Raw genomic sequence first — 23,410 nt, 5'->3', positions numbered from 1 at the left:
CAGTGTGTTTCGGGCGTCTACGGACGCCCTTTTTGTTTGCCTCGGCCCACGCTCCTGGATCGCTAACGGCTGCTGTCATTGCCGATCGCGCTGGCCGTCGCGAGCAGCGCCTCGGCCATCCGGATGCTGGCGGCATCGATCAGGCGGCCATCCAGCGATACCGCGCCTTTGCCTTCCTGTGCGGCTTGTGCCATGGCGTCCATGATGCGGCGCGCCTTCGTCACTTCCGCTTCGGCGGGCGTGAACACCTGGTTCGCGTGTTCGATCTGCGACGGATGAATGGCCCATTTGCCTTCGTAGCCGAGCACGGCGGCGCGGCGGGCTGCTGCTATGTAGCCATCGGGGTCGCTGAAGTCGCCGAACGGTCCATCGATGGGACGCAGACCGTACGCGCGGCAGGCGACCATCATCCGCGTTTGTGCGCCATGCCACTGATCGCCCCAGAAGTAGTCGCGTTCGCCGCGCTCATTCTTGTCCGCGAGCACGCCGTAATCGCGATTCACGCCGCCGATCACCGTCGTGCGCGCGCGCGTCGAGGCCGCATAGTCCGCGACGCCGAACGACATGGCTTCGAGCCGCCGGCTCGACTGAGCGATGCTCTCGACGTTCGCCATGCCGAGCGCGGTTTCGATCAGCACCTCGAAGCCGATCCGTCGTGTGCGATTGCGTGCCGTTTCGATCTGCGTGACGAGCATGTCGACGGCGTACACGTCGGCAGCCACGCCGACTTTGGGGATCAGGATCATGTCGAGGCGCGGGCATGCCTCGACGATATCGACGACATCGCGATACATGTAATGCGTGTCGAGTCCGTTGATGCGGACCATCATCGTCTTGTTTCCCCAGTCGATGTCGTGGAGTCCTTCGATGATGTTCTTGCGTGCCTGCTCCTTGTCGTCCGGCGCGACGGCATCTTCGCAGTCGAGGAAGACGATGTCCGCGGCCGAACGTGCGGCCTTTTCGAACATCGCGGTGTTCGAACCGGGGACGGCTAACTCGGAACGGTGCAACCGTGCTTTGGCCTGCTCGATGACAGTGAAACTCATGGTGAAATCTCCTGGGTTGTTGAATAGGCGAGCCGCGGACCGGCGCAAGGGCGCTCAGCCCGTCGCGCCGAAGCCTGACGCAATGCAGTTGATGGAAAGCAGCAGGGGCACCTGATAGGCCCGGCGCTGCCGTTCGGTCTCCGCCGTGCGGTAGAGGCGCAGCAGTTCGATTTGTTGCCGGCTGATGAGGTCGATGGCGGGCACGCGCCGCTGCAGGCGGGCGCTGAACTTCGGAAAGCGCGTGCCCAGGCCGGCCGAACCCGTGACGGCCTGCACCATCTTCACGGTGAGCCGGTATTCGGCTTCGACTTGTGAAAAGATCGTGTCGCGGATGTGGGCATCCTGCACGAGGCTCGCGTATTCGCGCGCGATAGTCAGGTTCACCTGTGCCAGCGTTTTCTCGACTTCATCGATGACGAGCCGGAACACCCGTGACTCGTCGAACATCCGCCGCAGCAGCTCGGCGCCGCGCTCCTGGCGTACCGCGAGAAAGCCCTCTATCGCGCTGCCGACGCCGTACCAGCCAGTGAGCGCATGCCGGTTCTGCGCCCATGCGAACACCCACGGAATCGCACGCAGATCCTCGAGGCTCTTTGCGCCAAACCGGCGGGCAGGGCGCGAGCCCATGTTGAGCATCGACAGTTCTTCGAGCGGACTGGCGGCCTGGAAATACGCAAGCATGCCAGGCTGTTCGATGAACTTCACGTACGCTGCCCGCGACGCGCCGCTGAGCGCTTCCATCGCCTCGTCGAATTCGCCCTTGGGCAACAATGCGTCCTCCCGCTCGGACTTCAGCGTATGTTCAAGTACGCTCGATGCAAGCAATTCGACGTGATACTGCGCCGTGCCGCGATTCGCATATTTGAACGAGACCACTTCACCCTGTTCGGTGACGCGAAAACGTCCATTGACCGAACCGGCGGGCAGCGCGGCGATGGCGCGGCCAGCGGGAACGCCGCCGCGGCTCACCGATCCACCGCGTCCATGAAAAAACGCGATCGTGACGCCAAGCTCGTCGCCAAGCCGCTTGAGCTTCGTTTGCGCCTTCGACAGTTCCCAGTTGCTGGCGAGAAAGCCGCCATCCTTGTTTGAATCGGAGTAGCCGATCATGACTTCCTGCACGCCGCCTTGCGCGCGTATGCTGCGACGGACCATCGGCACAGCCAGCAACTCGCGCAGTATCTCGGGTGCCCGGCGCAGGTCGTCGATGGTTTCGAGCAGGGGCACGACGGGCAACGTGCAGCTCTCGGTGCCGAGCGAGTCGGAAAAGAGGCCGGCTTCTTTTGCCAGCAGATAGACGCCGAGCACGTCGCTCGCTCGATGCGTCATGCTCAGAATGAACGCGCCGAACGCATGACGGTCCACCCGTTGACGCATTTCGAGCACCGTACGGAACATCTGCAGTGTCTGCGCTTCGTCGGGCGGCAGTGATTCGAAACGGCGGGTTCTTTGCGCTTCGCTCTCCAAGGGCTTTCCCAGTTCGCCGATCAGCCATGCTTTCCATTCGGGCGAGTCGCTCGCGGGCGGTTCGCCCGCGGTCCCGCATGTCGCGCGCCACAGCGCGCGCAGCGTTTCCCCGATGACCGTTGTGTTCTGGCGCAGGTCGAGTTGCACGGTGCTGAAGCGAAACGTCTCGACTTCATGACGCAGCGGCCGCACGAGCATCCGTGCGAGCTGCTGGCCTTGTGTCGCGAGCAGCGCCTGCTCGATCACGAGCAGATCGGCCGCCAGATCATCCGCGCTCGCGTATGCGCCCGCAACCGGCGAAGCGTGGCTCGCCTGATTGATGTCGACGAGCGTCGCATCGAGGCGGCGCAGGATGCAGGTCAGGTATTGCCGGAACAATTCCCCCGGATTGCGCGATGCGATCGGCCCGGGTTCGCCGCTGCGCGTCAGCGCGCGAGCCAACGCTGCGTGGAAACTGTCCGGTACGGGCAGCGCTTCGGACGTGATGCTGAGCATCTGCGTCAACTCGACGAGACGTAGCCGGTATCGCTTGAGAGACGCGGCCCGGTGCTCGTGCAAGGTGGCGCGTGTGACGCAGTCATCGACGAATGGATTGCCGTCGCGGTCTCCGCCTATCCACGAGCCGAACTGGAAAAAGCGCGGCATGTCGAATCGCTCGCCCGGATAACAACGCTCGAGCGCGCTCTGCAGCTTGTCGATGAGTTGCGGCACGGCTTCGAAAAGCGTTTCGCCGAAGAAGTGCAGTCCCCATGCGACTTCCTGCGCAACGGTGGGCTTTTCAAGCCGCAATTCACCGCTCATCCACAAGAGTTCGATGTCGTTGCGGAGCGCGAGGACGAGCGTGTAGCGCTCTCGCGGCGTCCAGCGCGGGGATTCGAGTTCCATTAGACGCCGGTAGACGCGCCGGTGGCTTTCGAGCACGGTGACTCGCTTCGCTTCGGTCGGGTGAGCCGTCAGCACCGGCCGCACCTTCAGATGGCTCAGCGCGTGGCGAACTGCGGCGGCGGGGACGCCGGCGCCGGCGACTTCGGCGATGACCCGTGCAAACGAGTCAGGCAGCCGGTCGTAGCCGCCTTCGATCTCGATCTCGCGGCGCCGGCGCATGGCGGTGCTCTGCTCGGCGATGCTGAGCAACTGGAACCACATGCCCTGGGCCTGCAGCATGCGTCGCAGGACGACGCGCGCGGTGCGATCGTTCATCCGTTCGTGCATCAGTTCGCTCATCGACTCGTGTGCGGACTCGCCGCGCAACGAACGTTCCACCTCGGGCTGATGGGCGCGCGCGACGTCGCACAACAGTTGCGACAGGAGGTCGATCACTGCGTGCTCATAGTTCTCCGCGCTGAGCGTGGGCAAGGACGCCGAGGCCGCTGCGAGCTTGTGCAGCCCGTCGTCGGCGGTGTGTCCGAGCGCATGGAGGGGGCGCACAGTCTCGACGCGCGGCGGGTCGGACTGTGTGTCTGTGCCATAGCCCCAGTCAGGCAACGCGGCGCGTGACATTTTGTTCGAGCACAGAGGCAACCGTGAAACCCAGGTCGGACGCGCTGGGCGCAACCGCGAGACCGTAGGACTGCATGATTTGCGCTTTTTCGGCCGCGCTGTCGCCCGCTGCCGAGATGATGGCGCCCGCATGTCCCATGCGCCGTCCTTTGGGCGCGGTCAAGCCCGCTACATAGCCGACGACAGGTTTGGTCATATGCTCGCTGACCCACCTGGCCGCTTCGGCCTCTTGCGGCCCGCCGATTTCCCCGATCATCACGACAGCCTCGGTTTCGGGATCCTGCTCGAACAATTTCAGGTGGTCGAGAAACGAGCTGCCGTTGATCGGGTCGCCGCCGATGCCCACGCTCGTGGTGACGCCGAGGCCGAGCGCATTGAGTTGCGCAGCGGCTTCATAACCGAGCGTGCCCGAGCGCGAGACGATGCCGACATTGCCGCGGCGGTAGATATGGCCGGGCATGATGCCGAGCATCGCGCGTCCCGCGCTGATGATGCCCGCGCAGTTCGGACCGACCACCAAGGTTCGGGTCTCCTTCGGATAGCGAAGGAGATAGCGCTTCACGCGCATCATGTCCTGCGCCGGAATGCCGTCCGTGATCACACAGACGAGTTTCAGGCCCGCGTCGGCGGCTTCCATGATGGCGTCGCCGCAGTAAGGGGGCGGCACGAACACGAGGCTCGCAGTTGCGCCTGTTTCGCTTACGGCGTTTTTCACGGTGTCGAACACGGGTCGCTCGAGGTGATGCTTTCCTCCCTTGCCGGGAGTCACGCCGCCGACCACGTTCGTCCCATAGGCGATCATCTCTTTCGCGTGGAATGAGGCCTTGTCACCTGTAAATCCCTGTACGATGACGCGAGTGGTTTCGTCGATCAGGATGCTCATGTCGGTAGTCCTTATCTGTGGTTGGCCGCGCGGCGCGCACGATGCGCTTTCGAGGCCTCGACGGCCTTTTGCGCCGCTTCCAGCAGCGAATCTGCTGTGATGATTGGCAGGCCGCTGTCCTTGATGATGCGTCGCCCCGCCTCGACGTTGGTCCCCGCGAGGCGTACCACGAGAGGCACCGTCAGCCCCCGGGCCACCCGTACGACGCCCTCGGCGACCCAGTCGCAACGATTGATGCCGGCGAAGATGTTGACGAGCACGGCCGACACGTTGCCGTCCGAGAGCACGAGGCGAAACGCGGCCGCCACGCGCTCGGGCGATGCGCCGCCGCCGACGTCGAGAAAGTTGGCGGGCTCGCCCCCGGCATATTTGATCGTGTCCATGGTGGCCATCGCGAGCCCGGCGCCGTTGATGATGCAGCCGATATCGCCGTCGAGCCCAACATAGTTCAGGCCAAACTGAGCGGCCTCGGCCTCACGGGGATCCTCCTGCGTCGGGTCGCGCATCTCCGAGACGTGCGGATGCCGAAACAGGCCGTTGTCGTCGAACGATATCTTTGCGTCGAGGGCAATGACGCGATCGTCATCGGTCACGACGAGCGGATTGATTTCGACCATCGTCGCATCGAGGTCACGAAACGCCCGGTATGCGCCCATGATCGCGGACACCGCGCGGCTCACCTGCTTGATGTTCAGGCCGAGTCCGAAGGCGAGTTCGCGCGCCTGGAATGGCTGCAAGCCGACGGCGGGCTCGACGACTGTCTGGAGCACGGCTTCCGGGTTCGTGTGCACGACCTCTTCGATATCCATGCCACCGTGGGCGGAAACGATGACGCGCACACGTTCGGCTTTGCGGTCCAGCACGATACCGAGATAGATTTCCCTTTCGAATCTCTCCGCGACCTCGATGTAGACACGCTCGACGATCTTGCCATCCGGTCCCGTCTGCGCCGTCACGAGGCGCTTGCCGAAGAGACCCGTGGCCGCTTCATGCACGTCGTGGTAGGTCTCGCATAGCTTGATCCCCCCCGCCTTGCCGCGCGCGCCAGAGTGGACCTGAGCCTTGACGGCCCAATGCCAGCCGCCGAGTTCCGTCGCGCAGTACACGGCCTGGTCAGGTGTGTAGGCGACCGCGCCGCGCTGGATCGGCACGCCGAACCCAGCCAGCAGGTCCTTGGCCTGATATTCGTGAATGTCCATATCGGTGTCTCCGGTGGTTTGCGTCGTTTGCGTTGCGAGGTTATGCGTGGTCCCGTGGCGCTCAGACCACGAGGTTGCGGGGCTCGCCGCGCGCGAATGCCTCGATGTTCTCGATCAGCTGGTCCGCGAGGAACTGCATGGCATTGCCGGAAGCCCAGGCGACGTGCGGGGTCAGGATGAAGTTGGGCAAATCGAGCCCGAGCAGGGGATTGCCCGCGACAGGCGGCTCCTGGCTCAGCACGTCGAAGCCTGCGCCCGCGATTAGTCCTTCCTTGAGTGCAGTGGCAAGCGACGCCTCGCACACGAGCCCGCCTCGTGCCGTGTTGATCAACAGAGCGCTACGCTTCATGAGGCGCAACTCGTCGAGTCCGATCAGGTTGCGCGTGGCGGCGGTGAGCGGCGCATGCACGGAGATGACGTCCGACGTGCGCAGCAGCGTGTCGAGCGAGACGTATTCGAGGTCTGGCGAGCGGGAGCGCTTCGCGTCGTGAGCCGCAAAGACGACACGCATACCGAAGGCCCGGGCAATCTGTGCCGTTGCCTGGCCCAGAGCGCCGCCGCCGATGATGCCGAGCGTCGAACCGTGCAGGTCACGGATGGGATGATCGAAGAAGCAGAACTGCTTTGCCTGTTGCCAGCGCCCGCGCGACACATCGCTGCGGTAAGCGAGCAGGTTGCGCCGCAACGCGAGGATCAGCGCGAAGGTATGCTCGGGCACGGTATGGGTCGCGTAGTTGCGAATGTTCGCGACCGCGATGCCACGCTCGCGGCAGTACTCGGTATCGACACAGTCGTAGCCCGTCGCCGCCACTGCGATCATCCTGATCGACGGATGCCTTTCGAGCACATTGGCTCGCAGCGGCACCTTGTTGGTGATGGCGATGGTCGCGCGTTCGAGCCGATGCGCGACCTCGTGCGACGATGTCGACGCGAACTGAACCCACCCATGTTCGAACGCCGGGCGACGGACATCGGCGTTCAATGTCGATCGGTCGAGAAAGACGATTTCGTGTTGCATGATGTCATTCCTGCCATAGAGTGATCGGAAGGATTGCGATCTGACGCGCCTCGGCCTGAAGATTTCATCGAGACCGCCGCAATCAGGCCGCGGCGACACGGCGCAGCGCCGGCTTGGCGACGGGGTCTGCCGCGGCTTGCGTGTGGGTGCGCCAGTACTGCCCGGCTGCACCCACGCCGCTGCCCGGGCAAACGTCGATACCGGCATCGAGCATCGCCATCTCCGCGCCCGCTATCGCGCTCATCAGCATCAGTTCGTTCAGGTCTCCGAGGTGGCCGATGCGGAATACCTTGCCGGCGACCTTCGAGAGCCCGGCGCCGAGCGCGAGGTTGTAACGGCGAAAGGCCGTGTCGATGACCTGTGCGGCGTTGAACCCTTGGGGCACGACGATTGCCGAGACCGTGTCCGAGTGCCACTTTGGCGCCTTTGCACACAACTCCAGACCCCAGCCTTCCGCGACGGCGGCGCGCACGCCAGACGCGAGGTAGTGGTGGCGTGCGAAGACCCGGTCGAGACCCTCGTCGAACAGCAGGTCGAGCGCTGCGCGCAGCCCGTAGAGGAGCGACAGCGCAGGCGTGTAAGGGAAGTAGCCGGTTGCGTTGGCGCGCACCATATCGGCGAGATCGAAGTAGCAGCGGCGCGATTTCGCCTGCGTAATCATCTTCAGCGCCTTCTGGCTCACACACAGGATGCCGAGTCCCGCAGGCAGCATCAGACCTTTTTGCGAGCCGGTCACGGCGAGATCCACGCCCCATTCGTCCATGCGGAAGTCGATGCAGCCGATCGAACTCACACCGTCCACGAACAGCAAGGCAGGGTGGCCCGCGTCATCCATCACGCGGCGCAGTGCGCGGATATCGCTCGTCACGCCCGTCGCAGTTTCGTTGTGGCAGGCGAGGATGCCCCTGATCGCATGCTGGCGGTCCGCCTTCAGGATCTCGCCGATCCGTTCGACGGGCACCCCTTCGCCCCAATCGACATCGAGAATTTCCACGTCGAGTCCGAGACGCTGCGCCATATCGGCCCAAAGGTGGCTGAACTGGCCAAAGCGCGGAACGAGAACGCGGTCACCGGGCGAGAGCGTGTTGGTGAGAGCCGCTTCCCACGCGCCCGTGCCTGACGACGGAAAGATGAAGGGCTGGCCGTCTGCCGTCCGGTAGAGCGTTTTCAGATCGGAAAGCAGACCATGCGCGAGTTCGGGAAACTTCGTCGAGCGGTGATCTTCCATCGATACGACCATCGCGCGTTGTACGGCGTCGGGAATGTTCGTCGGACCGGGGACTGCGAGGATGTTACGTCCCGGAATGCGCGTGACTGGCGTGTTTGACATGACTGTCTCCTTGGGTAGTGGTCGTGAGAAATCGTCTGGAGGTTTCAGTGCGCGGTGCGCGCAGTTGCGGCCGATGCGTCGTCGTTCGCAGACGCGCCGGGCGTCGTGGCGACGGGCCCATCGCGATAGACCGGAAACCTCGCGGTGAGGGCGAGCACGGCGTCGGCTGTGCGGCGGATGACGAGATCGTTGGCGGGCGCATCCAGCACGTCGGCGATCAGATGGGCAAGCTCGCTCGTTTCGGCTTCGCGCAGGCCGCGTGTCGTGATGGCAGGCGAGCCAATGCGCACGCCGCTCGTGACGAACGGCTTTTGCGGATCGTTGGGAATGGCGTTCTTGTTGACGGTTATGAGTGCGCGGCCAAGCGCGGCTTCGGCCTCTTTGCCTGTCACGTTCTTCGCGCGCAGATCGACCAGGAACACGTGTGAGTCGGTGCGTCCCGACACGATACGAAGGCCGCGTTGCTGAAGCGTTTGCGCCATGACTCGCGCATTCAGGAGTACCTGTTGCTGGTATTGACGGAATTCGCCGGTCATCGCTTCGCGCAGGGCGGCTGCTTTGCCCGCTATCACGTGCATCAGGGGGCCGCCCTGGATGCCTGGAAAGATCGTCGAGTCGATCGCCTTCGCCGCTTGTGCGTGGGCGAGAATCAGCCCGCCACGTGGCCCGCGCAGCGTCTTGTGAGTGGTGGTGGTCACATAATCTGCAATGCCGACCGGACTGGGATAGAGTCCCGCCGCGATGAGACCGGCATAGTGCGCCATGTCGACGAGCAGCGTTGCACCGACGCTGTCGGCGATCTCGCGAAAGCATTGCCAGTCAATCACGAGCGAATAGGCTGACGCGCCTGCGACGATCATGCGCGGGCGATGCGTCTGTGCCAGCTTGCGTACTTCGTCGTAGTCGATGACTTCCGTATCCGGATTCAGGCCATACGACACCGCATTGAACAGCTTGCCGCTCACGTTGACGGAGGCGCCGTGCGTGAGGTGCCCGCCATGCGCGAGCGACATGCCGAGAATCGTGTCGCCCGGCTTGAGTGCGGAGAGATACACGGCCTGATTGGCCTGCGAGCCCGAGTGGGGCTGAACGTTTGCATATTCTGCGTTGAACAACTGCTTTGCGCGGTCGATCGCGAGTTGCTCGACCAGGTCGACATGTTCACATCCGCCGTAGTAACGCCTGCCCGGATAACCTTCCGCGTACTTGTTGGTCAATTGCGACCCTTGCGCTTCCAGTACGGCGGGCGACGTGTAGTTTTCGGATGCGATCAGCTCGATGTGGTCCTGCTGGCGCTGAGTCTCGCCTGCGATGGCCCGATGCAGTTCGGGGTCCGTCACCGCAATCGTGTTTTTGTAGCTGAACATGGCTGAACCTCGCTTTAGTGGAGTCGTTCACTCGGCAACCCGCGCGTTCCCTTGCCGCTTTGCTGCGGTCGGCTGGTTGGCATTCCTGTGAAACGATCGTAGCGCCATGCACGCGGAAACACTCATTCGGCTTACTTATTCGACCCATAACCCTGCATGCGAGCCTTGCAGGACGGCCTTTTCGCCTTGCGGAGTACCTCTTCATGGGCATTGCGCGCCCAAGCCCGGCTGATAGAGTTGAGGCGTGAAATCAGGCCGCTTCGAGCGTGCGGCCCGGGCATTCGGGAGGCAAGGAAAAGCGATGCTGCATCTGACTTTGCGCCAGTTACAGGTATTCGAAGCGAGCGCGCGGCATCTGAGCTTTTCGCGCGCAGCCAGGGAGCTTCACCTGACTCAGCCAGGCGTTTCGTCGCAATTGAAGCAGCTCGAAGCGATCGTCGGTATGCCGCTGTTCGAACAGGTCGGCAGACAGGTGTTTCTGACCGCGGCCGGCAAGGAGCTTTACAACCATACGCGGCTGCTTCAACAGCAACTGTCCGTCCTCGAAGAGTCGCTCGACCAGTTGCGCGACACGAAGCAAGGAAAGCTGAAAGTGTCCCTGGTTAGTGGCACCGCCAACCCGCTAGCACTGCAGTTGATCGCGAAATTTACTCGCGCGTTTCCTGGCGTGACGGTGAGCCTCTCGGTCGGGAATCGGGAGTGTGTTCTCAACGAGCTCGCTACCAACGAAACGGACGTCGCGATCATGGGGGCCCCGCCTGAAGGACAGGGTCTGGTCGCTGTGCATGTGGCGAGCAATCCGCTTGTGATGATCGCGCCACCCGATCACGCGCTCGCACGGGAGCGCCGCATCGCGTTGAGCACGATCGAACGCGAAACCTTTCTCATGCGTGAGTCGGGTTCGGGAACCCGCCGCGCGGTAGAGCGCTTCTTTGCCGAGCATCGCATCAATTTGCGGCCCGGGATGGAAGTGAGCAGCAATGAGGCCATCAAATGGGCCGTGCAGGCGGGAATGGGACTGTCTGTCGTCGCGCTCGCAACGATAATGGCCGAATTGGAAACCTTGCGACTGAAGGTGCTTGACGTCGAGAACTTTCCGATCCTCCGGTATTTGTATCTGGTGCACAGAGAATCCAAGCAGCTTTCTTCAGCCGCGTCCGCGTTCAGGGAGAGCCTGATGAGCGGGGCGCAAGAGGCGGGCGAGCGCGTCGCAATGCAAGCCTAGGCCCCGGAGCTCCCGCGACCATAGCGAAAAGGAAACCACATGAATATGATCGACAAAAACCTCGCGGCGAGACCCTACCTCGCTTCGTCGGGGATGGACATGATCTTCATCGAAGGCTTTCAGGGCGATACCGTCATCGGGATAGATCCCGACGAACTGACTGCGCTGCAACCCGTGCGAATCGACTTGTGGGCCGGAGTGCCGCATAGCCACGCATGCGATACGGACGCTATTGCCGACACGATCGACTACGGCAAGGTTCATGAGGCGCTGCAATTGCAACTCGTGAACCATAGGGTGAAATTGCTGGAGGCGCTGGCAGAGTCGATTGCGCAGATGCTATTGGCCGATTTCAACGCGCATTGGGTGCGCATTTCAATTGCGAAGCCAGCGAAGTTCGCAAACGTGAAGGCTGTCGGCGTGACTATCGAGCGCACCATACGATGGCCGTAAGCGGCACTTCGGCTCGCCTGGTTTGTGCGTCATATCTGCACGAAGGGGCGGGCGGCCGGGTCCATAGGGGTGAGGTCGGCGAACTGGCCTTCGAGCCACGCACCCGACTTCTCGATCAAGAAACGGCGGAAGGCCACGCAGGTCGGAGACATCCGCTTCGCGTTCATGTGAACCACGTGCCACACACGGTTAATGGGCGTGCCGTTGACATGCAGGACTGACACTTCGCCTGTCAGCAGTTCGAGCCGTAACGTATGCAGCGGCAACACACTGACGCCGATGCCAGCAGCCACCGCCTGCTTGATTGTTTCGTCGCTGTCGCAGGTGAGGGTGCGGGCCGGAGTGAAAAGATGATGGCGAAACATTTCGCTCGCGACGCCCTCCGTATCGGAACCTGGCTCACGCATCAGAAACGTCTCGCTGCGCATTTCGTGCAAGTCGAAGCATGCGGCGTCGATAAAAGGATGATTCGTGCTCGCGACGACGACATGCGGGTTGTACGCGAGCGGCTCGCTGTGCGCATCGAGCTCGACGGGAGGCCGGCCCATGACGGCGAGGTCGATCTCATTGTCCTGTAACTGGCGCAGCAGTACATCACGCTTGCCGATTGAAAAGCTGATATCGACCTTGGGTTGACGTTCCACATAGCGCGCAATCTGGCGAGGAATGAAATAGCGGGCCGTGCTGACGATTCCGATGGAGATATTGCCGCCATCCGCCGATGAAAGGCAACGCATCGCATCTTCGGCATCCTTGATGTCACCGAGAATCCGCTTTGCGTGGTGAGAAAGCGTCATACCCGCTTCGGTCAGGGCAATGCGCCTGCCGATGCGCTCGAATAGAGGCACTCCAATCGCCTCTTCGAGCTGCTTGATCTGCATTGAGACGGCGGGTTGGGTCAGGTGCAGGGTTTCCGCGGCGCGGGCGAAGCTCTCGTATTGAGAGGCGGCAGAGAAGATCTGCAACTGACGTAGCGTGAGATTGCGAAGGAGATTGAGCATGATCGGCACTCCTGGATGCGACAGATAAGCATCGCTTAAAACGCAAGTAAAAACATTTGAGTTTTCCCCGAGTACGCGCTGGCTTACCGTTCTAGTCAGCAGTCCTGGCGAGCAATGGACGATCGAGGTAGCGATGAATGCACGAATTGAATCAGCTGAGCATGCGCAGGCGGTTGGCGCAGGAAATCGACGTACCGCGGCGATCGTGACCCAACCGACGCTGCCGGTTTTTCTTGCGGCCCACCTCGGCACCGGCCGCGAGCAAGCGCTTGCCGTCGAGCAGGATCCGCATGCCGTCTCGCTGCGTAACGTTCTTCAGGGCATTGCGCAAGCGGCGAAAATCATTGCGGCGCGTATCGCACAGGGTACGATCGTCGATTCGCAGACGCTGAAGGTGGCGAGCGCCTCGCCAGATAGCGGGTCGTGCCGTGATGCCGCGAAGGAAGCCTTCATCGCGTCGAGCGAGTGCAGGACGCAGAAAGCGGGCATTGTGCTGCATTGCGCGCAGGCGCGGCATCCTGCGGTTGCAGGGCCATATGTCCTGTTTGCCAGTCCGCTCGATAGTGTGGCCAATATCGAATCGAACGTTGCGCTCGGAACCGTATTCTCGATACGGCAGACAGAGGCGCGAAGCCATGACGGTGACTGCGAGATCGTCGGCACGAAGCAGATTGCCGCTGGCTACGCTCTCTATGGTCCTTCCACGATGCTGGTGATCACCGTCGGGCGCGGCACCCATGGGTTCACGCTTTGCCGTCAACGGGGCGAATTCATGTTGACGCATCACGCAATGCGCATCCCCGAACAAGGCCCTGTGGTCGCCATCGATTGCAGCAATGAGCGCTCGTGGGAGCGGCCTGTGCAGCGTTATGTGAACGAGTGCCGTGACGGAAGCGCGGGTGTGCGCCAGCGCGATTTCGACACACGCTGGAACGATTCGTTGGCGGCCGATGCGCACCACACGCTGATGCGCGGCGGCCTGTGTCTTTTCCCGTGCGAAAGGCGCCGGGGGCCCAGTGCGACACGTCAACCGTTGTTATATCAGGCGCAGTCGCTCGCCTGGATCCTCAAACAGGCGGGCGGACTTGCCAGCTCGGGGCGTGCACGGATATTCGATGTCGACGCCGATGCGCATGCACTCACGCCGCTATTCGTCGGCAGCCAGGGTGAAGTCGAGCGTATCGAGCGATACCACTGGGAACACGATCGGGGCGAGGACACGCCATTCACGTCACCGCTTTTCAACGAGCGCTCCCTGTTTCGCCCGGAAGCACGCGTGTAGATGGGGGTTGGAGCATGTCGATCAAACATCCAATCGTTGCGGTAACGGGGTCGAGCGGTGCCGGTACCACGACTGTCATGAACAGTTTTCAGCACATTTTCCGCCGCGAAAAGCTGAACGTGCAGATCGTGGAGGGCGACGCATTTCATCGCTTCGACCGCGCGGGCATGCAGTCTGCAATGAAAGCCGCAGAGGAAAACCGTCACCAGTTCAGCCACTTCGGCCCTGAGGCGAATCTGCTGCAGGAACTCGCGGAATTGTTTCGTGAGTATTCGGCGACGGGGCGGGGGAGGTTGCGTAAATACCTCCATGACGACGCCCAGGCTGCGCCGTATGGTGTGGACCCCGGTACGTTCTCGCCGTGGACAGACATCGAGCCGCCCACCGATCTGCTTTTCTACGAGGGGCTGCATGGCGGCTTTATCGGCCGTGGCATCGACGTCGCACAACATACGGACCTGCTGGTGGGGGTCGTCCCCATCATCAATCTGGAATGGATACAGAAGCTTCATCGGGACGAGGCGCTGCGCGGCTATTCGCGGGAGGCTGTCATGGATACGATCCTGCGGCGCATGCCGGACTATGCTCACCATATCTGCCCTCAGTTCAGCAGAACGCACGTGAACTTCCAGCGCGTGCCGACCGTGGACACGTCGAATCCGTTTGCAGCCCGCGACATACCAAGCGCCGACGAGAGCTTCGTTGTCATCCGCTTTGCCAATCCGAAGGGCATCGACTTTCCTTATCTACTCACCATGCTGCATGACTCGTTCATGAGCCGGCCCAATGTCATCGTCGTTCCGGGCGGCAAGATGGGACTTGCGATGCAATTGATCTTCACCCCTATGATCCTGCAGATGATCGACCGCCAGAAACGGGCATTGTGACCATCCGCCGGAACACTTGTACTCACCAGACAGGAGACACGAACATGCAAGTCATGCCGCGCAATATGCCGATCGATGCCGTGCTATTCGATCTCGATGGCACGCTGTTGCATACGTCGCCCGATATCGGCAACGCGCTCAACCGGGCACTCGCCGAGAACGGTTTTCCCCTGCTCGCGCCTGGCGTCGCGCAAACGTTGATAGGCGGTGGTTCAGAGATCCTCGTCGATCGCGCGCTGACGCTGCTCGGCATCGATGCGCGCCCCGCCACACTGGATCTGGTCCTGCGCCGCTATGAGGCGTCCTATCATCAGATCTGCCGCGATAAGAACCAGTTGAGCGAGTTTTACCCGGGCGCGGAAGCGACGCTCGACAGCTTGCGGAAGATGGGTCTCAAGCTGGGCCTCGTCACCGACTCGGAGTCGCGCTTCGTCGATCCGCTGATATGGCGTTTCGGCTTGCATGCATGGTTCGACATGGTGGTCGATGCAAATGCCCGCTTGCCGCGTAAGCCCGATCCCGAGCCACTCCTGCAGGCGTGCGAAGCGCTCGGCGTCGACCCGACCCATACGCTATTCGTTGGCGATTGCGTGACGGATGCGCTCGCGGCACAGGCGGCCAATATGCCGATGGTGTGCGTCAGCTACGGATACAGCCACAATCACCCGGTATCGGAGTTGCCTTGCTTGCGCGTCATTCACCGCATCGGCGAGCTGACGGATTTGCTCGGCGGTCTTCACAGGGGGCATAGTGCTACTCATGCTGATCAGAGAATCCCTATGCGGGCGATGCAAGCGCAGCAGCCGAATTGAATTCAACGAGGCGCGTGACAGCTCGATGTGCCGGCGCGGGTTTCAAGCCGCGCCGCGCCATCATGAATAAGAGTGCGCGCGCGCGCCGTGTTCCCGCTGCCAGAGCACGGCCTCGAGCCGGGAGTGAAGATCGAGCTTCCGCAGCACGTGCTTAACATGAACTTTCACGGTGCCGACGCTGATATCGAGTTTGCGCGCGATGGCCTTATTACTCAGGCCGGCAACCAGAAAGTCGAAGACCTCGAGCTCGCGCGCGGTCAGCTCGTTCTGTGTGACAGGAAGGCGCTGGCCACCCGACAATGCATGAACCAGCGCGCCCGTCACCGACTCGCTGAGAACGGCAGATCCCCTGAGCGCCTTTTCGAGCGAGAGGCACAAGTCCTCGGGGTCCATGTCCTTTAGCAAATAGCCATGCGCGCCGGCGCGCAACGCGGCCACCACGTCGCGCTCGTTATCCGACACCGTCAGCATGATGAAACGCGCTTCGACGCCGGCTTCGCGCATGCGGTCCAACGTTTCGATCCCGTTCATGCGCGGCATGTTCAGGTCGATCAGGATGACGTCCGGCTTCAGGCGCACGGCCATCTCAACGCCGTCTTCTCCGGAAATCGCTTCGCCCACCACTTCGAAGGCGGGATTCATCTGAATGAGTTGCGCGACTCCCTTTCGAAACAACGCGTGATCGTCGATCAGAAGTACTGTGTTAGTGACCATCGGCTCTTCCTGGGCTCATATGCCAGATCGACCAGCTAGATCGGCCTGGCTCCGTCAACTGCGATGCGCACGGCAGTGCGATCTCGAGTACATGGAGAAGAGGCTTTTATTGTTCAGACTTGATGCCTGAATCATTCTAGCAACATGACGCGATGGGAAAAATAGATTCCTGCCCGATGCTGACGCTTTGCGGGTTTTCCTTAGACGCAACCCCAACGATACGGCGCCATTTAACGCGGTATAGAAAGCACGTCGGCAATACCCTTCGTGGCTGCGGAAGAGGATTTTTTGATGGATCGGTGCAGGTCTCTACCTCCTGGTGAGTAGCCTGAGCTACTCCCGGAGTGTTAGCTTGACGAATTTACGCTAACGGACACCGGCACCACTGACGGCGCGAGCCTTGTGCGCTGCGGGGATGAAGTTCAATACCACGCGCGAGCCGCGTTCGGCGGGCTTCAGTTCCAGACGTCCACCGAGGCTGCGGGCTCGCTCGCGCATGATTGCGAGGCCGTAGTGATGTTCGTCGCCCCGTGAGCGGGTGACACCTTTGCCATCGTCCTCGATCGTCACCGTCATCGTGAGTCCGTCCGACATGAGTTGCACCTGCGCCGTCGTGGCGCGCGCATGACGGATTACATTTGTCAGCGCTTCACGCACGATCTGCACGACATGCATTTCCTCGTTGACTGAGAGACGCATACGCGGCACACGATTGTCAATCGAGATTTGTACCTCACTGCGCGATCCGAATTCTTCGGCAAGCTCCTCGAGCGTGGACGCAAGACCGTGCGCATGCATCGGCGCGCGGAAGGTCGTGAGCAATTCGCGCAGCTGCCGGTAGGCGCTGTCGATGCCCTCGCGAATCGCGCGCGCGATTTCGGCGACATCGCTCTGCGAGAGCTGAGGCGGCAGCACGGCTTGCAGCCGCGCGAGCTGGATCTTCATATATGAGAGCGATTGCGCGAGCGAGTCATGCAACTCGCGCGCAATGGCATTGCGTTCCTCGAAAAGCGCCATACGCCGGTCGCGCACATCGCGGCTGACATTGGAGATCGCGTGTGCGAGCACGCTGGCGATCGTTTCGAGCAGATACAGATGCCGCTGCTCGAAGCGCGTGTCCGGCTCGCCCTCCGCGATCAGCACCCCATAGGTTGCGAGCGGCACGCGTACCGGGGCGGCGAGCACCGGGGGCGACACCCCGCCGTCATTGAGCAAAGAAGACGTATAGTTGCCCGCAAGCGTCATCAGTTCGTTCGTGACGCGTGCCTTGACGATCTGCGGCACGTCGCCGTTCGGCGCTACGACGGGATCGATATCGAGCAGCTGGGCCGTCGATTCGGTGACCACCAGCGCAATACGTTGGGCGCGCAACACACCGACGAGACGCTGCAACAGCGCCTCGAGTGTGCGGCCCGATGGCTCTTGCTCGGCAAGCTGCGCGCAGATGTGGTGAAGCAGCTCGAGCGATTGGTCCGCAAATGCAATGTAGTCTTCGACGATTCGCTTGAGTTGCGCCGACTCGCTTTGCTCGGTGCGCAGTCGAACGGCAAGTTGCGCCTGAAGCTTTAAAAGCCGGTCGATTTCGTCGTCCCCTTGCGGTATTGTCTGCCCGGATTCCGCGAGCGCCTGCAGCGCCGCGGCTGGTCGCGTGACAAAGGCGCGATGCGCACCCCTTGCGAGCGCAACGATGCCAAGAACCAGAAGGCAAGCGGTTGCGCCCTGCAGCAGCCCGAGCACGGCCTTTTGCACTTGCGCCTGGTAAGCGACTTGCGAACGTAGCGCACGTAGTGCCGAAATTTTTGCATCCGGCCCGCGGGCACTATCTGATGTCGACCCTGCAGTCGCGGCTATGAGTGCGCTAGCTAGTTCTTTCGTCGGAGCGCCACGTTGCCTCCAGTCGTTCAGTAGGGTATCGTTGCTGACAAGCCAATCGGCCTGCTCAGTTAGCGCTTGAGCCTTTCCTGGCGAGCCTGGCTGTGCTTTCGCGGCGGCTGTTCGCAGACGAGCGACTTCGTCGAGAGAAGAGAGGGTCTGCCGGAATCCTTCGTTTCCTTTGGCCTGCATATATCCACTCACATAGAGCAGCGCGATCAAGCCGACGATGCAGGCGAGCAGCGAACAGACCTTCGCAAAGAGCGGATAGTGGTAAGAGGCCTCAGACCGGGCAGTATTCATGGGTGAATGAAGTAATAACGTGCACCGAACCCGGTCACCGAGCTGTAATCGTATTTTTCCGAGCGAAGATGTCATGTCGGTTTATCTGTTCGCCACGATACTTCTTGGTGCGGTCGCCGCGCTAGTGTTGCCCCGACTTGGCTACGGTCCCGGTAATAGTGGTTTATTGTACGTCGCGATTGTACTGTCGGGATGCCTTGCCGCATTTCTGCTGGCGATGGCCTACAGTGCCCGCCGCACGACGCCACGCGTTGCACGCGCAGTCAAGTTGCCCGATCTGCGCGCATTTGCTGCGAATCTTTCGATGCCCGCCGCGTTACTCGACAACGATGCGCTCGTGTTCGTCAATAGCGCTTTCCTCAAGTACGCGCGTTGGGAACCGTACGCGGATGAAATCGTCGGGATGCCGTTCAGCAACCTCGTTCATCCGCAGTCCTTATTGGATCTGACGGCGCTGCTCACGCAGTCGCGCGACGGGGGCGAGCGCACCTCTGCGTCGCTGCGGATCGCGTACGGCGACGGCAGTTTCCGTTTGCAACCCGTGACGGCACTGAGTGCGCGCGACTCGCGCATGACGCTGCTGCAATTTCCAGCGCCCTACACGAGTACGGACGCTCAGCGCAGCGAGCTGCAAATTCTTCAACATTGCCAGGATGCCGTGCTCCAGCTACCCCAGGCGCTCTTTCGTGTGGATCGGGAGTTGCGTCTGATCTTCTCGAATCCAGCGTGGCGCAGCCTGGTCCGTGCTGTCGGGAACGACCCGGAGCCCCGACCATTTTCGGGCTTCTTTCATCCAGAGGACGCAGAAACCCTGAATGCCCGGCTCAAAGCGCTGCTCGGCGGACACATGAGCGAAATGGTCGGGGAAGCGCGACTCATTCGTGCCGACAACACGATGGCGCAAGTGGAACTGCGTTGTCATGCAGTGTCCGATCACGAAGGCGCGCTCGTCGGCGCCGTCGGACTTGTGATCGACGTCTCGAATCGCGAACGCCACGAAGAAGCTTTGCGCGCCAGCCGACGCAGCCTGCGCACCCTGTTGTCCAATTTGCGCGCGATGATTTATCGGGGGCAGAATAACCGTGACAGGTCGATGGCTTTCGTGAGTGAAGGCTGCTTCGAGCTGACTGGCTATGAGGCTTTCGAGCTGATCGATGAAAGCCGCCTGACGTTCCGTTCGCTGATCCACCCCGATGATCGCGAATTCGTCTGGAACGAGGTGCAGACGCAGATCGTGGCGCGAAAGCCTTATGAACTGACTTACCGGATTGTCGACCGCGCTGGGCAAACCAAATGGGTTTGGGATCAGGGATGCGGTGTCTATTCTGCCCGGGACGAACTGATGGGGCTGGAGGGATTCATCGTGGAAGTGGCGCGCAGACAGATGATCGAAGAAGACGCCCGGCGCAGCCAGACTTTTGAGAATTCCACGGGCCTCATGAGTCTGCCGCTGTTTCTCGGCCGCCTGGAGTTTTCCCTGGCTCTGTCGTCGCGAAACCCACTGCCGTGTGCAATCTTCGCGATCAATGTTGGAGAGCTGGAGCGTGTTGCGACGCGCTTTGGTCAGGATTACGCCGATCGCGTGCTGATCGCCATCGGCAGGAGGCTCGAAGCGATTCAGGGCCAACTGAACTGCGCTGCGTTGCTGGATTCTCACGTATTCGCGGTGTTGCTGGTCGACTTCAGCGCCGAAGCACTTGCCTGCTGTGGCGGCGGTGCGCAACACCTCGCCGAACGAGGGTTGGCAGACACCGACGCGACGCTGGAGGAGCTACGGAACAGCCTCCAGAAACTCCTTGATGATCCCGTTAAGGTAGAAGGCCACGAATTCAAGGTTCCAACGCAGATTGGGTGCAGTTGGATCGAGGCGGGCATGGCCGACACCAGAAAAGTCCTCGACCGCGCACTGTCCGCTTCCGGTTGGGAAGGGGCGAGTGAGCGCATCAGCGGGGAGTGAAAGGTGGTTGGGGAGGCACGGGCGCGGATTACCCGATGGCGCGCACGCGAAACGCTTCCCACCTGTACCGTGCGATGAAGTAGGCGTCCATCACTGAAATTGCATAGACGAAAATCCCCCCGGCATTTCGCCCAATAAAAGACCGACCGGGTGCCGCAAGCTGCACTGTCACGAACCCTAGCGACAGCATGAAGAACATCATGATCAAGGCACGCGTGGGCATCCGGTTGATCACCTGACCGGCTCCTGGCAGAAGGGCTCCCGCTACCAGCACTAGATAAGGATGCACGGGACGCCGTGCGCGCGACGATTCAGGTCTGTCCATAAACACCTCCTCTGATTACATCTGCACACACCTGCACGGCCTGGTCGAGCAGCGATTCAACGAGCGTTGTGGAAAGCCTCGCTTCGCGAAACACGGCCCGACGCAGTACGAGATACTCACTGCGGTCCGCACCTTGTGCCTGATAGACGATCCGCACGCCATGTGGCGTGACGAGCATCTCCTTCGCACGCGGATCCGCGAAGAATTGCTTAACGTGAGGGTCCAGTACGGAAAGGGGTAACTCGGTGGCGGGTTTGTCGGCTTTGATCGTCGTCTGGCTGGGCCACTCCTCGGGGGGCACGAGGCGTAAAGGCAAGCTGTCGGCAGGGGAGTAGAACTCGGTGTTCTGCGCGCGGGCGAGGAGGTCTACCGCTCCCTTTATCGGCAATTTGCGCTTCACCGTGACGAGCAGCCAAAGCGAGGGCACCTTGCGGAAAGCAGCGTCGTCGACGAGGGGGGCGACATGGACCTCGTATCCATCGTAGGACCCCGCCAGCACGGGCCAGGAGACACCGTCCTGGGTCAGGCGATGTTGCTCGAACAGCGCGAGGCATGCGTCGAACAGCCTGCCTCGCTCCGCTCGTAGTACCTTGCTGTTACGCAGGTACATCAGTGCGAGCACAATCAGGAACAGAAACGCAAGGGCAATACCCGTTGAGTGCATATCGGCCGCTCCACGTGGGTTCACGTCGGCTTTGGCAAGGAGAATGTCGATCAATAGTCCTTTGGACGCGGCCAGTCCATCGTGAACTGCTCGCCACGCTTGACGTATTTATAGCGATGCAGCGCAAACCAGATCGACGCCGTGATATAGAAGGCCATGATCGACAGCAGAGAAGTGCCGTACCCGAGATAGGTCGCGAAGTACGTCGCGGTGCAGAGTATGGCCAGCACGATCGACGGAATCGGATGAAACGGGTGAATGTAGCCGCGATTGATGATTCCGAGCGGCCATTTCCGACGGAACCTGACGATGTTGATCGACATGAATGTATAGCCGAGCAGGCCGGAAAGAATCGAGAATGTGATCACCTGGTCGAGCAGGCCCGTGAACGCGAAGGAGATGGCGATCGGCACGAGAAAAATGATCGCGCGGTATGGCGTGCGGTAGCGTGGGTGAACGGCGCCGAACCACATCGGCATATAGCGGTCTCTCGACATGGAAAACCATGCACGCGAGGCATCGTTGATACAGCCATTCGCCGACGCAACGGCCGAGAATAGTGTTCCGACGAACAAAAGTACCTGCAACGACTTGCTGCCGGTAAGCCGCGCTGCGTCGTAGAGGGGTGTGACCGCCTGGCCGAGATACTCCCAGGGCATGAGGCCCGTGGCGACATACCACGTCATCGCAGCTGCGACGAGCAGCGTGATCATGCCCGACATCGTCCCGAGCGGAATCGAGCGGCCTGCGGAGCGAACCTCCTCGGCAGCCTGGCAAGTGCCTTCGATGCCGAGGTAATACCACATGCCAAATTGCAGGGCTGCGACGACCCCCAGCCATCCATACGGCAACTGGGTCAGCAACTCGTGATGAAGGAGCGTTTGTCCCGGATGCCAGGGGGCGACGCCAAGGAACAGCATGACGATCGCGAGGAACGCAATGGCCGTGATGACGAAGTTGACCGTGAGCGTGACGAACACGCCCCTGTAATTGAGCAAGGCGAGACAGGCGATCGTGACGAGTGTGAATGGCCGTGAATCGAAATTCGCGTAGCCCGAATCCGTGGCGACTGCTTTGACCAGATCGCCCACCACGAGCGCGTCCGCAGCCTCGAGCATCGTGTAAGCCATCACCAGATAGAGCCCGACGTTGAACGCCATCAGCGGCCCGATGATGTGCTTGGCCTGGGTATATTGCCCGCCCGCTGCCGCGACAGTCGAAGTCACTTCCGAGTCGATCATCGCGACGCATGTGTAGAGCAGACCGATGATCCAGCATGCAATCAGCGATCCGTATGCGCCGCCTTTCGCGACAGAAAAGTTCCAACCCATGAACTCGCCGACCAGCACGATGCCGACGCCAAGCGCCCACACGTGAATCGGGCCCAACACCTTCAGCAAAGCGATGCGCTCGCCTGTCTGTGCTACTCCTGCTGCGTCACTCATGAGTGGCTCCCTGTGATTTAGGCCAACACTGTGTGGCTATTCGTTCCCTTCCGTGGAACTCATCAGGAAGTCATCGTCGTATTCACGGCTAACCCTGAATGCGTCGACGAGAATCCAAGCGAAGATGAGAACGGACAGGCCCCATGCGGCATTGCTCGACCATTGCCAAAGATTCATGACATCACCTTCCCAAATTTTTCCGCGATCACCTGACGGTATTGCTTGTCCGATACGCGCAGCACGAACACGAAGTACCCGACGATGACGAGTGCCGTCGCAATCAGCGAGACGGGTTCAATCTGATAGTCGAAACGTTGGGTAATGATCGGCTTCGCTTGTTGCACGTCGAAACCCAGCTTGCGCCATTGCCCTTCCATAGTGGCGTTTTGCCCCAAATCGCGCCACGTCACCTGCTTGCTCTCAGCCTGCGTTGCCAGAGCCTGGTCGGGGGCCTTCAGCAACAGGGGCGCGAGAAGGCTGCAGTACACGAGAACGAGCAGAAAGATGCTATCGATAAGCTGTCCGAATCCTTTCTGCACGGGAGGTACGTAATCGGCTGCCATGATGATTCTCCTCTTCAGTCGGTATTGCGGATTGCGCACGCAGGCAAATACCGTTCGTCACAGTTGTCGACTAGGGCAACTGTGTGACACGGCCGTG

General features: G+C 61.3%; 21 protein-coding genes. 6 read left to right on the top strand and 15 right to left on the bottom strand.

Features of this window, described 5'->3' with window-relative positions; genetic code table 11:
- Positions 1 to 62 precede the first annotated feature (62 nt).
- The 7 genes from G5S42_RS32780 to glyA form a co-directional block, all read right to left on the bottom strand.
- A complete protein-coding gene (locus G5S42_RS32780; protein ID WP_176110945.1) occupies positions 63 to 1,046 on the bottom strand; it encodes an HpcH/HpaI aldolase/citrate lyase family protein in 984 nt (327 codons plus the stop codon).
- Positions 1,047 to 1,100: 54 nt separating this feature from the next.
- Entirely contained in the window at positions 1,101 to 4,013 is a 2,913-nt protein-coding gene (locus G5S42_RS32775) for a phosphoenolpyruvate carboxylase (RefSeq protein ID WP_176110944.1), read from the bottom strand.
- Positions 3,991 to 4,896, bottom strand: coding sequence for a succinate--CoA ligase subunit alpha (gene sucD, locus G5S42_RS32770; RefSeq protein ID WP_176110943.1), 906 nt, complete (start codon positions 4,894 to 4,896; stop codon positions 3,991 to 3,993). Before sucD ends, G5S42_RS32775 begins: the two co-directional genes overlap by 23 nt.
- Positions 4,897 to 4,907: 11 nt before the next feature.
- Positions 4,908 to 6,095, bottom strand: a complete 1,188-nt coding sequence (locus G5S42_RS32765; protein ID WP_176110942.1) for a malate--CoA ligase subunit beta — start codon at positions 6,093 to 6,095, stop codon at positions 4,908 to 4,910.
- Between the two features lie 61 nt (positions 6,096 to 6,156).
- Positions 6,157 to 7,113 carry a D-2-hydroxyacid dehydrogenase gene (locus tag G5S42_RS32760; RefSeq protein WP_176110941.1) on the bottom strand — a complete coding sequence of 319 codons (957 nt, stop codon included), beginning with the start codon at positions 7,111 to 7,113 and terminating at the stop codon, positions 6,157 to 6,159.
- Between the two features lie 82 nt (positions 7,114 to 7,195).
- Complete coding sequence (locus G5S42_RS32755; RefSeq protein ID WP_176110940.1) at positions 7,196 to 8,443, bottom strand: aminotransferase class V-fold PLP-dependent enzyme; 1,248 nt, start codon at positions 8,441 to 8,443, stop codon at positions 7,196 to 7,198.
- Between the two features lie 44 nt (positions 8,444 to 8,487).
- Positions 8,488 to 9,810, bottom strand: coding sequence for a serine hydroxymethyltransferase (gene glyA, locus G5S42_RS32750; protein WP_246392236.1), 1,323 nt, complete (start codon positions 9,808 to 9,810; stop codon positions 8,488 to 8,490).
- Between the two features lie 301 nt (positions 9,811 to 10,111).
- Here glyA and G5S42_RS32745 point away from each other — a divergent pair, with 301 nt between their 5' ends.
- Positions 10,112 to 11,035: a LysR family transcriptional regulator gene (locus G5S42_RS32745; protein WP_176110939.1), complete on the top strand. Its 924-nt coding sequence runs from the start codon at positions 10,112 to 10,114 to the stop codon at positions 11,033 to 11,035.
- Positions 11,036 to 11,074: 39 nt separating this feature from the next.
- Positions 11,075 to 11,488 (top strand): dihydroneopterin aldolase, encoded by a 414-nt coding sequence (locus G5S42_RS32740; protein ID WP_176110938.1) that lies wholly within the window; start codon positions 11,075 to 11,077, stop codon positions 11,486 to 11,488.
- Positions 11,489 to 11,517: 29 nt separating this feature from the next.
- On the opposite strand, the gene G5S42_RS32735 is transcribed toward G5S42_RS32740, so the two are convergent.
- On the bottom strand, positions 11,518 to 12,489 hold the full coding sequence (locus tag G5S42_RS32735; RefSeq protein ID WP_176110937.1) for a LysR substrate-binding domain-containing protein: 972 nt from the start codon (positions 12,487 to 12,489) through the stop codon (positions 11,518 to 11,520).
- Positions 12,490 to 12,622: 133 nt separating this feature from the next.
- Here G5S42_RS32735 and G5S42_RS32730 point away from each other — a divergent pair, with 133 nt between their 5' ends.
- The 3 genes from G5S42_RS32730 to G5S42_RS32720 are packed head-to-tail and all read left to right on the top strand — an operon-like array spanning position 12,623 to position 15,470.
- A complete protein-coding gene (locus tag G5S42_RS32730; protein ID WP_176110936.1) occupies positions 12,623 to 13,771 on the top strand; it encodes a class 1 fructose-bisphosphatase in 1,149 nt (382 codons plus the stop codon).
- A gap of 14 nt (positions 13,772 to 13,785) precedes the next feature.
- A complete protein-coding gene (locus G5S42_RS32725) occupies positions 13,786 to 14,658 on the top strand; it encodes a phosphoribulokinase (RefSeq protein WP_176110935.1) in 873 nt (290 codons plus the stop codon).
- 44 nt (positions 14,659 to 14,702) lie between these two features.
- Positions 14,703 to 15,470, top strand: coding sequence for an HAD-IA family hydrolase (locus G5S42_RS32720; protein WP_176110934.1), 768 nt, complete (start codon positions 14,703 to 14,705; stop codon positions 15,468 to 15,470).
- A 60-nt stretch (positions 15,471 to 15,530) separates the two neighbouring features.
- Here the strand turns inward: G5S42_RS32720 and narL are convergent, their stop codons facing one another.
- Together narL and G5S42_RS32710 are read right to left on the bottom strand one after the other, a co-directional pair.
- Positions 15,531 to 16,184, bottom strand: coding sequence for a two-component system response regulator NarL (narL, locus tag G5S42_RS32715; RefSeq protein WP_176110933.1), 654 nt, complete (start codon positions 16,182 to 16,184; stop codon positions 15,531 to 15,533).
- 366 nt (positions 16,185 to 16,550) lie between these two features.
- On the bottom strand, positions 16,551 to 17,933 hold the full coding sequence (locus tag G5S42_RS32710; RefSeq protein ID WP_312883664.1) for a histidine kinase: 1,383 nt from the start codon (positions 17,931 to 17,933) through the stop codon (positions 16,551 to 16,553).
- Positions 17,934 to 18,432: 499 nt separating this feature from the next.
- Here G5S42_RS32710 and G5S42_RS32705 point away from each other — a divergent pair, with 499 nt between their 5' ends.
- Positions 18,433 to 20,316 carry a sensor domain-containing diguanylate cyclase gene (locus G5S42_RS32705; protein WP_176110931.1) on the top strand — a complete coding sequence of 628 codons (1,884 nt, stop codon included), beginning with the start codon at positions 18,433 to 18,435 and terminating at the stop codon, positions 20,314 to 20,316.
- A gap of 28 nt (positions 20,317 to 20,344) precedes the next feature.
- Here the strand turns inward: G5S42_RS32705 and G5S42_RS32700 are convergent, their stop codons facing one another.
- Genes G5S42_RS32700 through G5S42_RS32680 form a run of 5 tightly spaced genes read right to left on the bottom strand, consistent with a single transcriptional unit; the run spans position 20,345 to position 23,313 of the window.
- Complete coding sequence (locus tag G5S42_RS32700) at positions 20,345 to 20,641, bottom strand: hypothetical protein (RefSeq protein WP_176110930.1); 297 nt, start codon at positions 20,639 to 20,641, stop codon at positions 20,345 to 20,347.
- Positions 20,628 to 21,359 carry a hypothetical protein gene (locus tag G5S42_RS32695; protein ID WP_246392235.1) on the bottom strand — a complete coding sequence of 244 codons (732 nt, stop codon included), beginning with the start codon at positions 21,357 to 21,359 and terminating at the stop codon, positions 20,628 to 20,630. Before G5S42_RS32695 ends, G5S42_RS32700 begins: the two co-directional genes overlap by 14 nt.
- Positions 21,356 to 22,750, bottom strand: a complete 1,395-nt coding sequence (locus G5S42_RS32690) for an APC family permease (RefSeq protein ID WP_176110929.1) — start codon at positions 22,748 to 22,750, stop codon at positions 21,356 to 21,358. The genes G5S42_RS32695 and G5S42_RS32690 overlap by 4 nt, the downstream gene beginning before the upstream one ends.
- Before the next feature lie 36 nt (positions 22,751 to 22,786).
- Positions 22,787 to 22,927, bottom strand: a complete 141-nt coding sequence (locus G5S42_RS32685; protein WP_176110928.1) for a hypothetical protein — start codon at positions 22,925 to 22,927, stop codon at positions 22,787 to 22,789.
- Positions 22,924 to 23,313, bottom strand: coding sequence for a hypothetical protein (locus tag G5S42_RS32680; protein ID WP_176110927.1), 390 nt, complete (start codon positions 23,311 to 23,313; stop codon positions 22,924 to 22,926). The genes G5S42_RS32685 and G5S42_RS32680 overlap by 4 nt, the downstream gene beginning before the upstream one ends.
- Positions 23,314 to 23,410 lie beyond the last annotated feature (97 nt).

The sequence above is a fragment of the Paraburkholderia youngii genome, from assembly GCF_013366925.1.
In the GTDB taxonomy this organism is placed as follows: domain Bacteria; phylum Pseudomonadota; class Gammaproteobacteria; order Burkholderiales; family Burkholderiaceae; genus Paraburkholderia; species Paraburkholderia youngii.
Note: the sequence above shows the minus strand (reverse complement) of the source record. Positions and strands in the feature narration are given on the sequence as shown.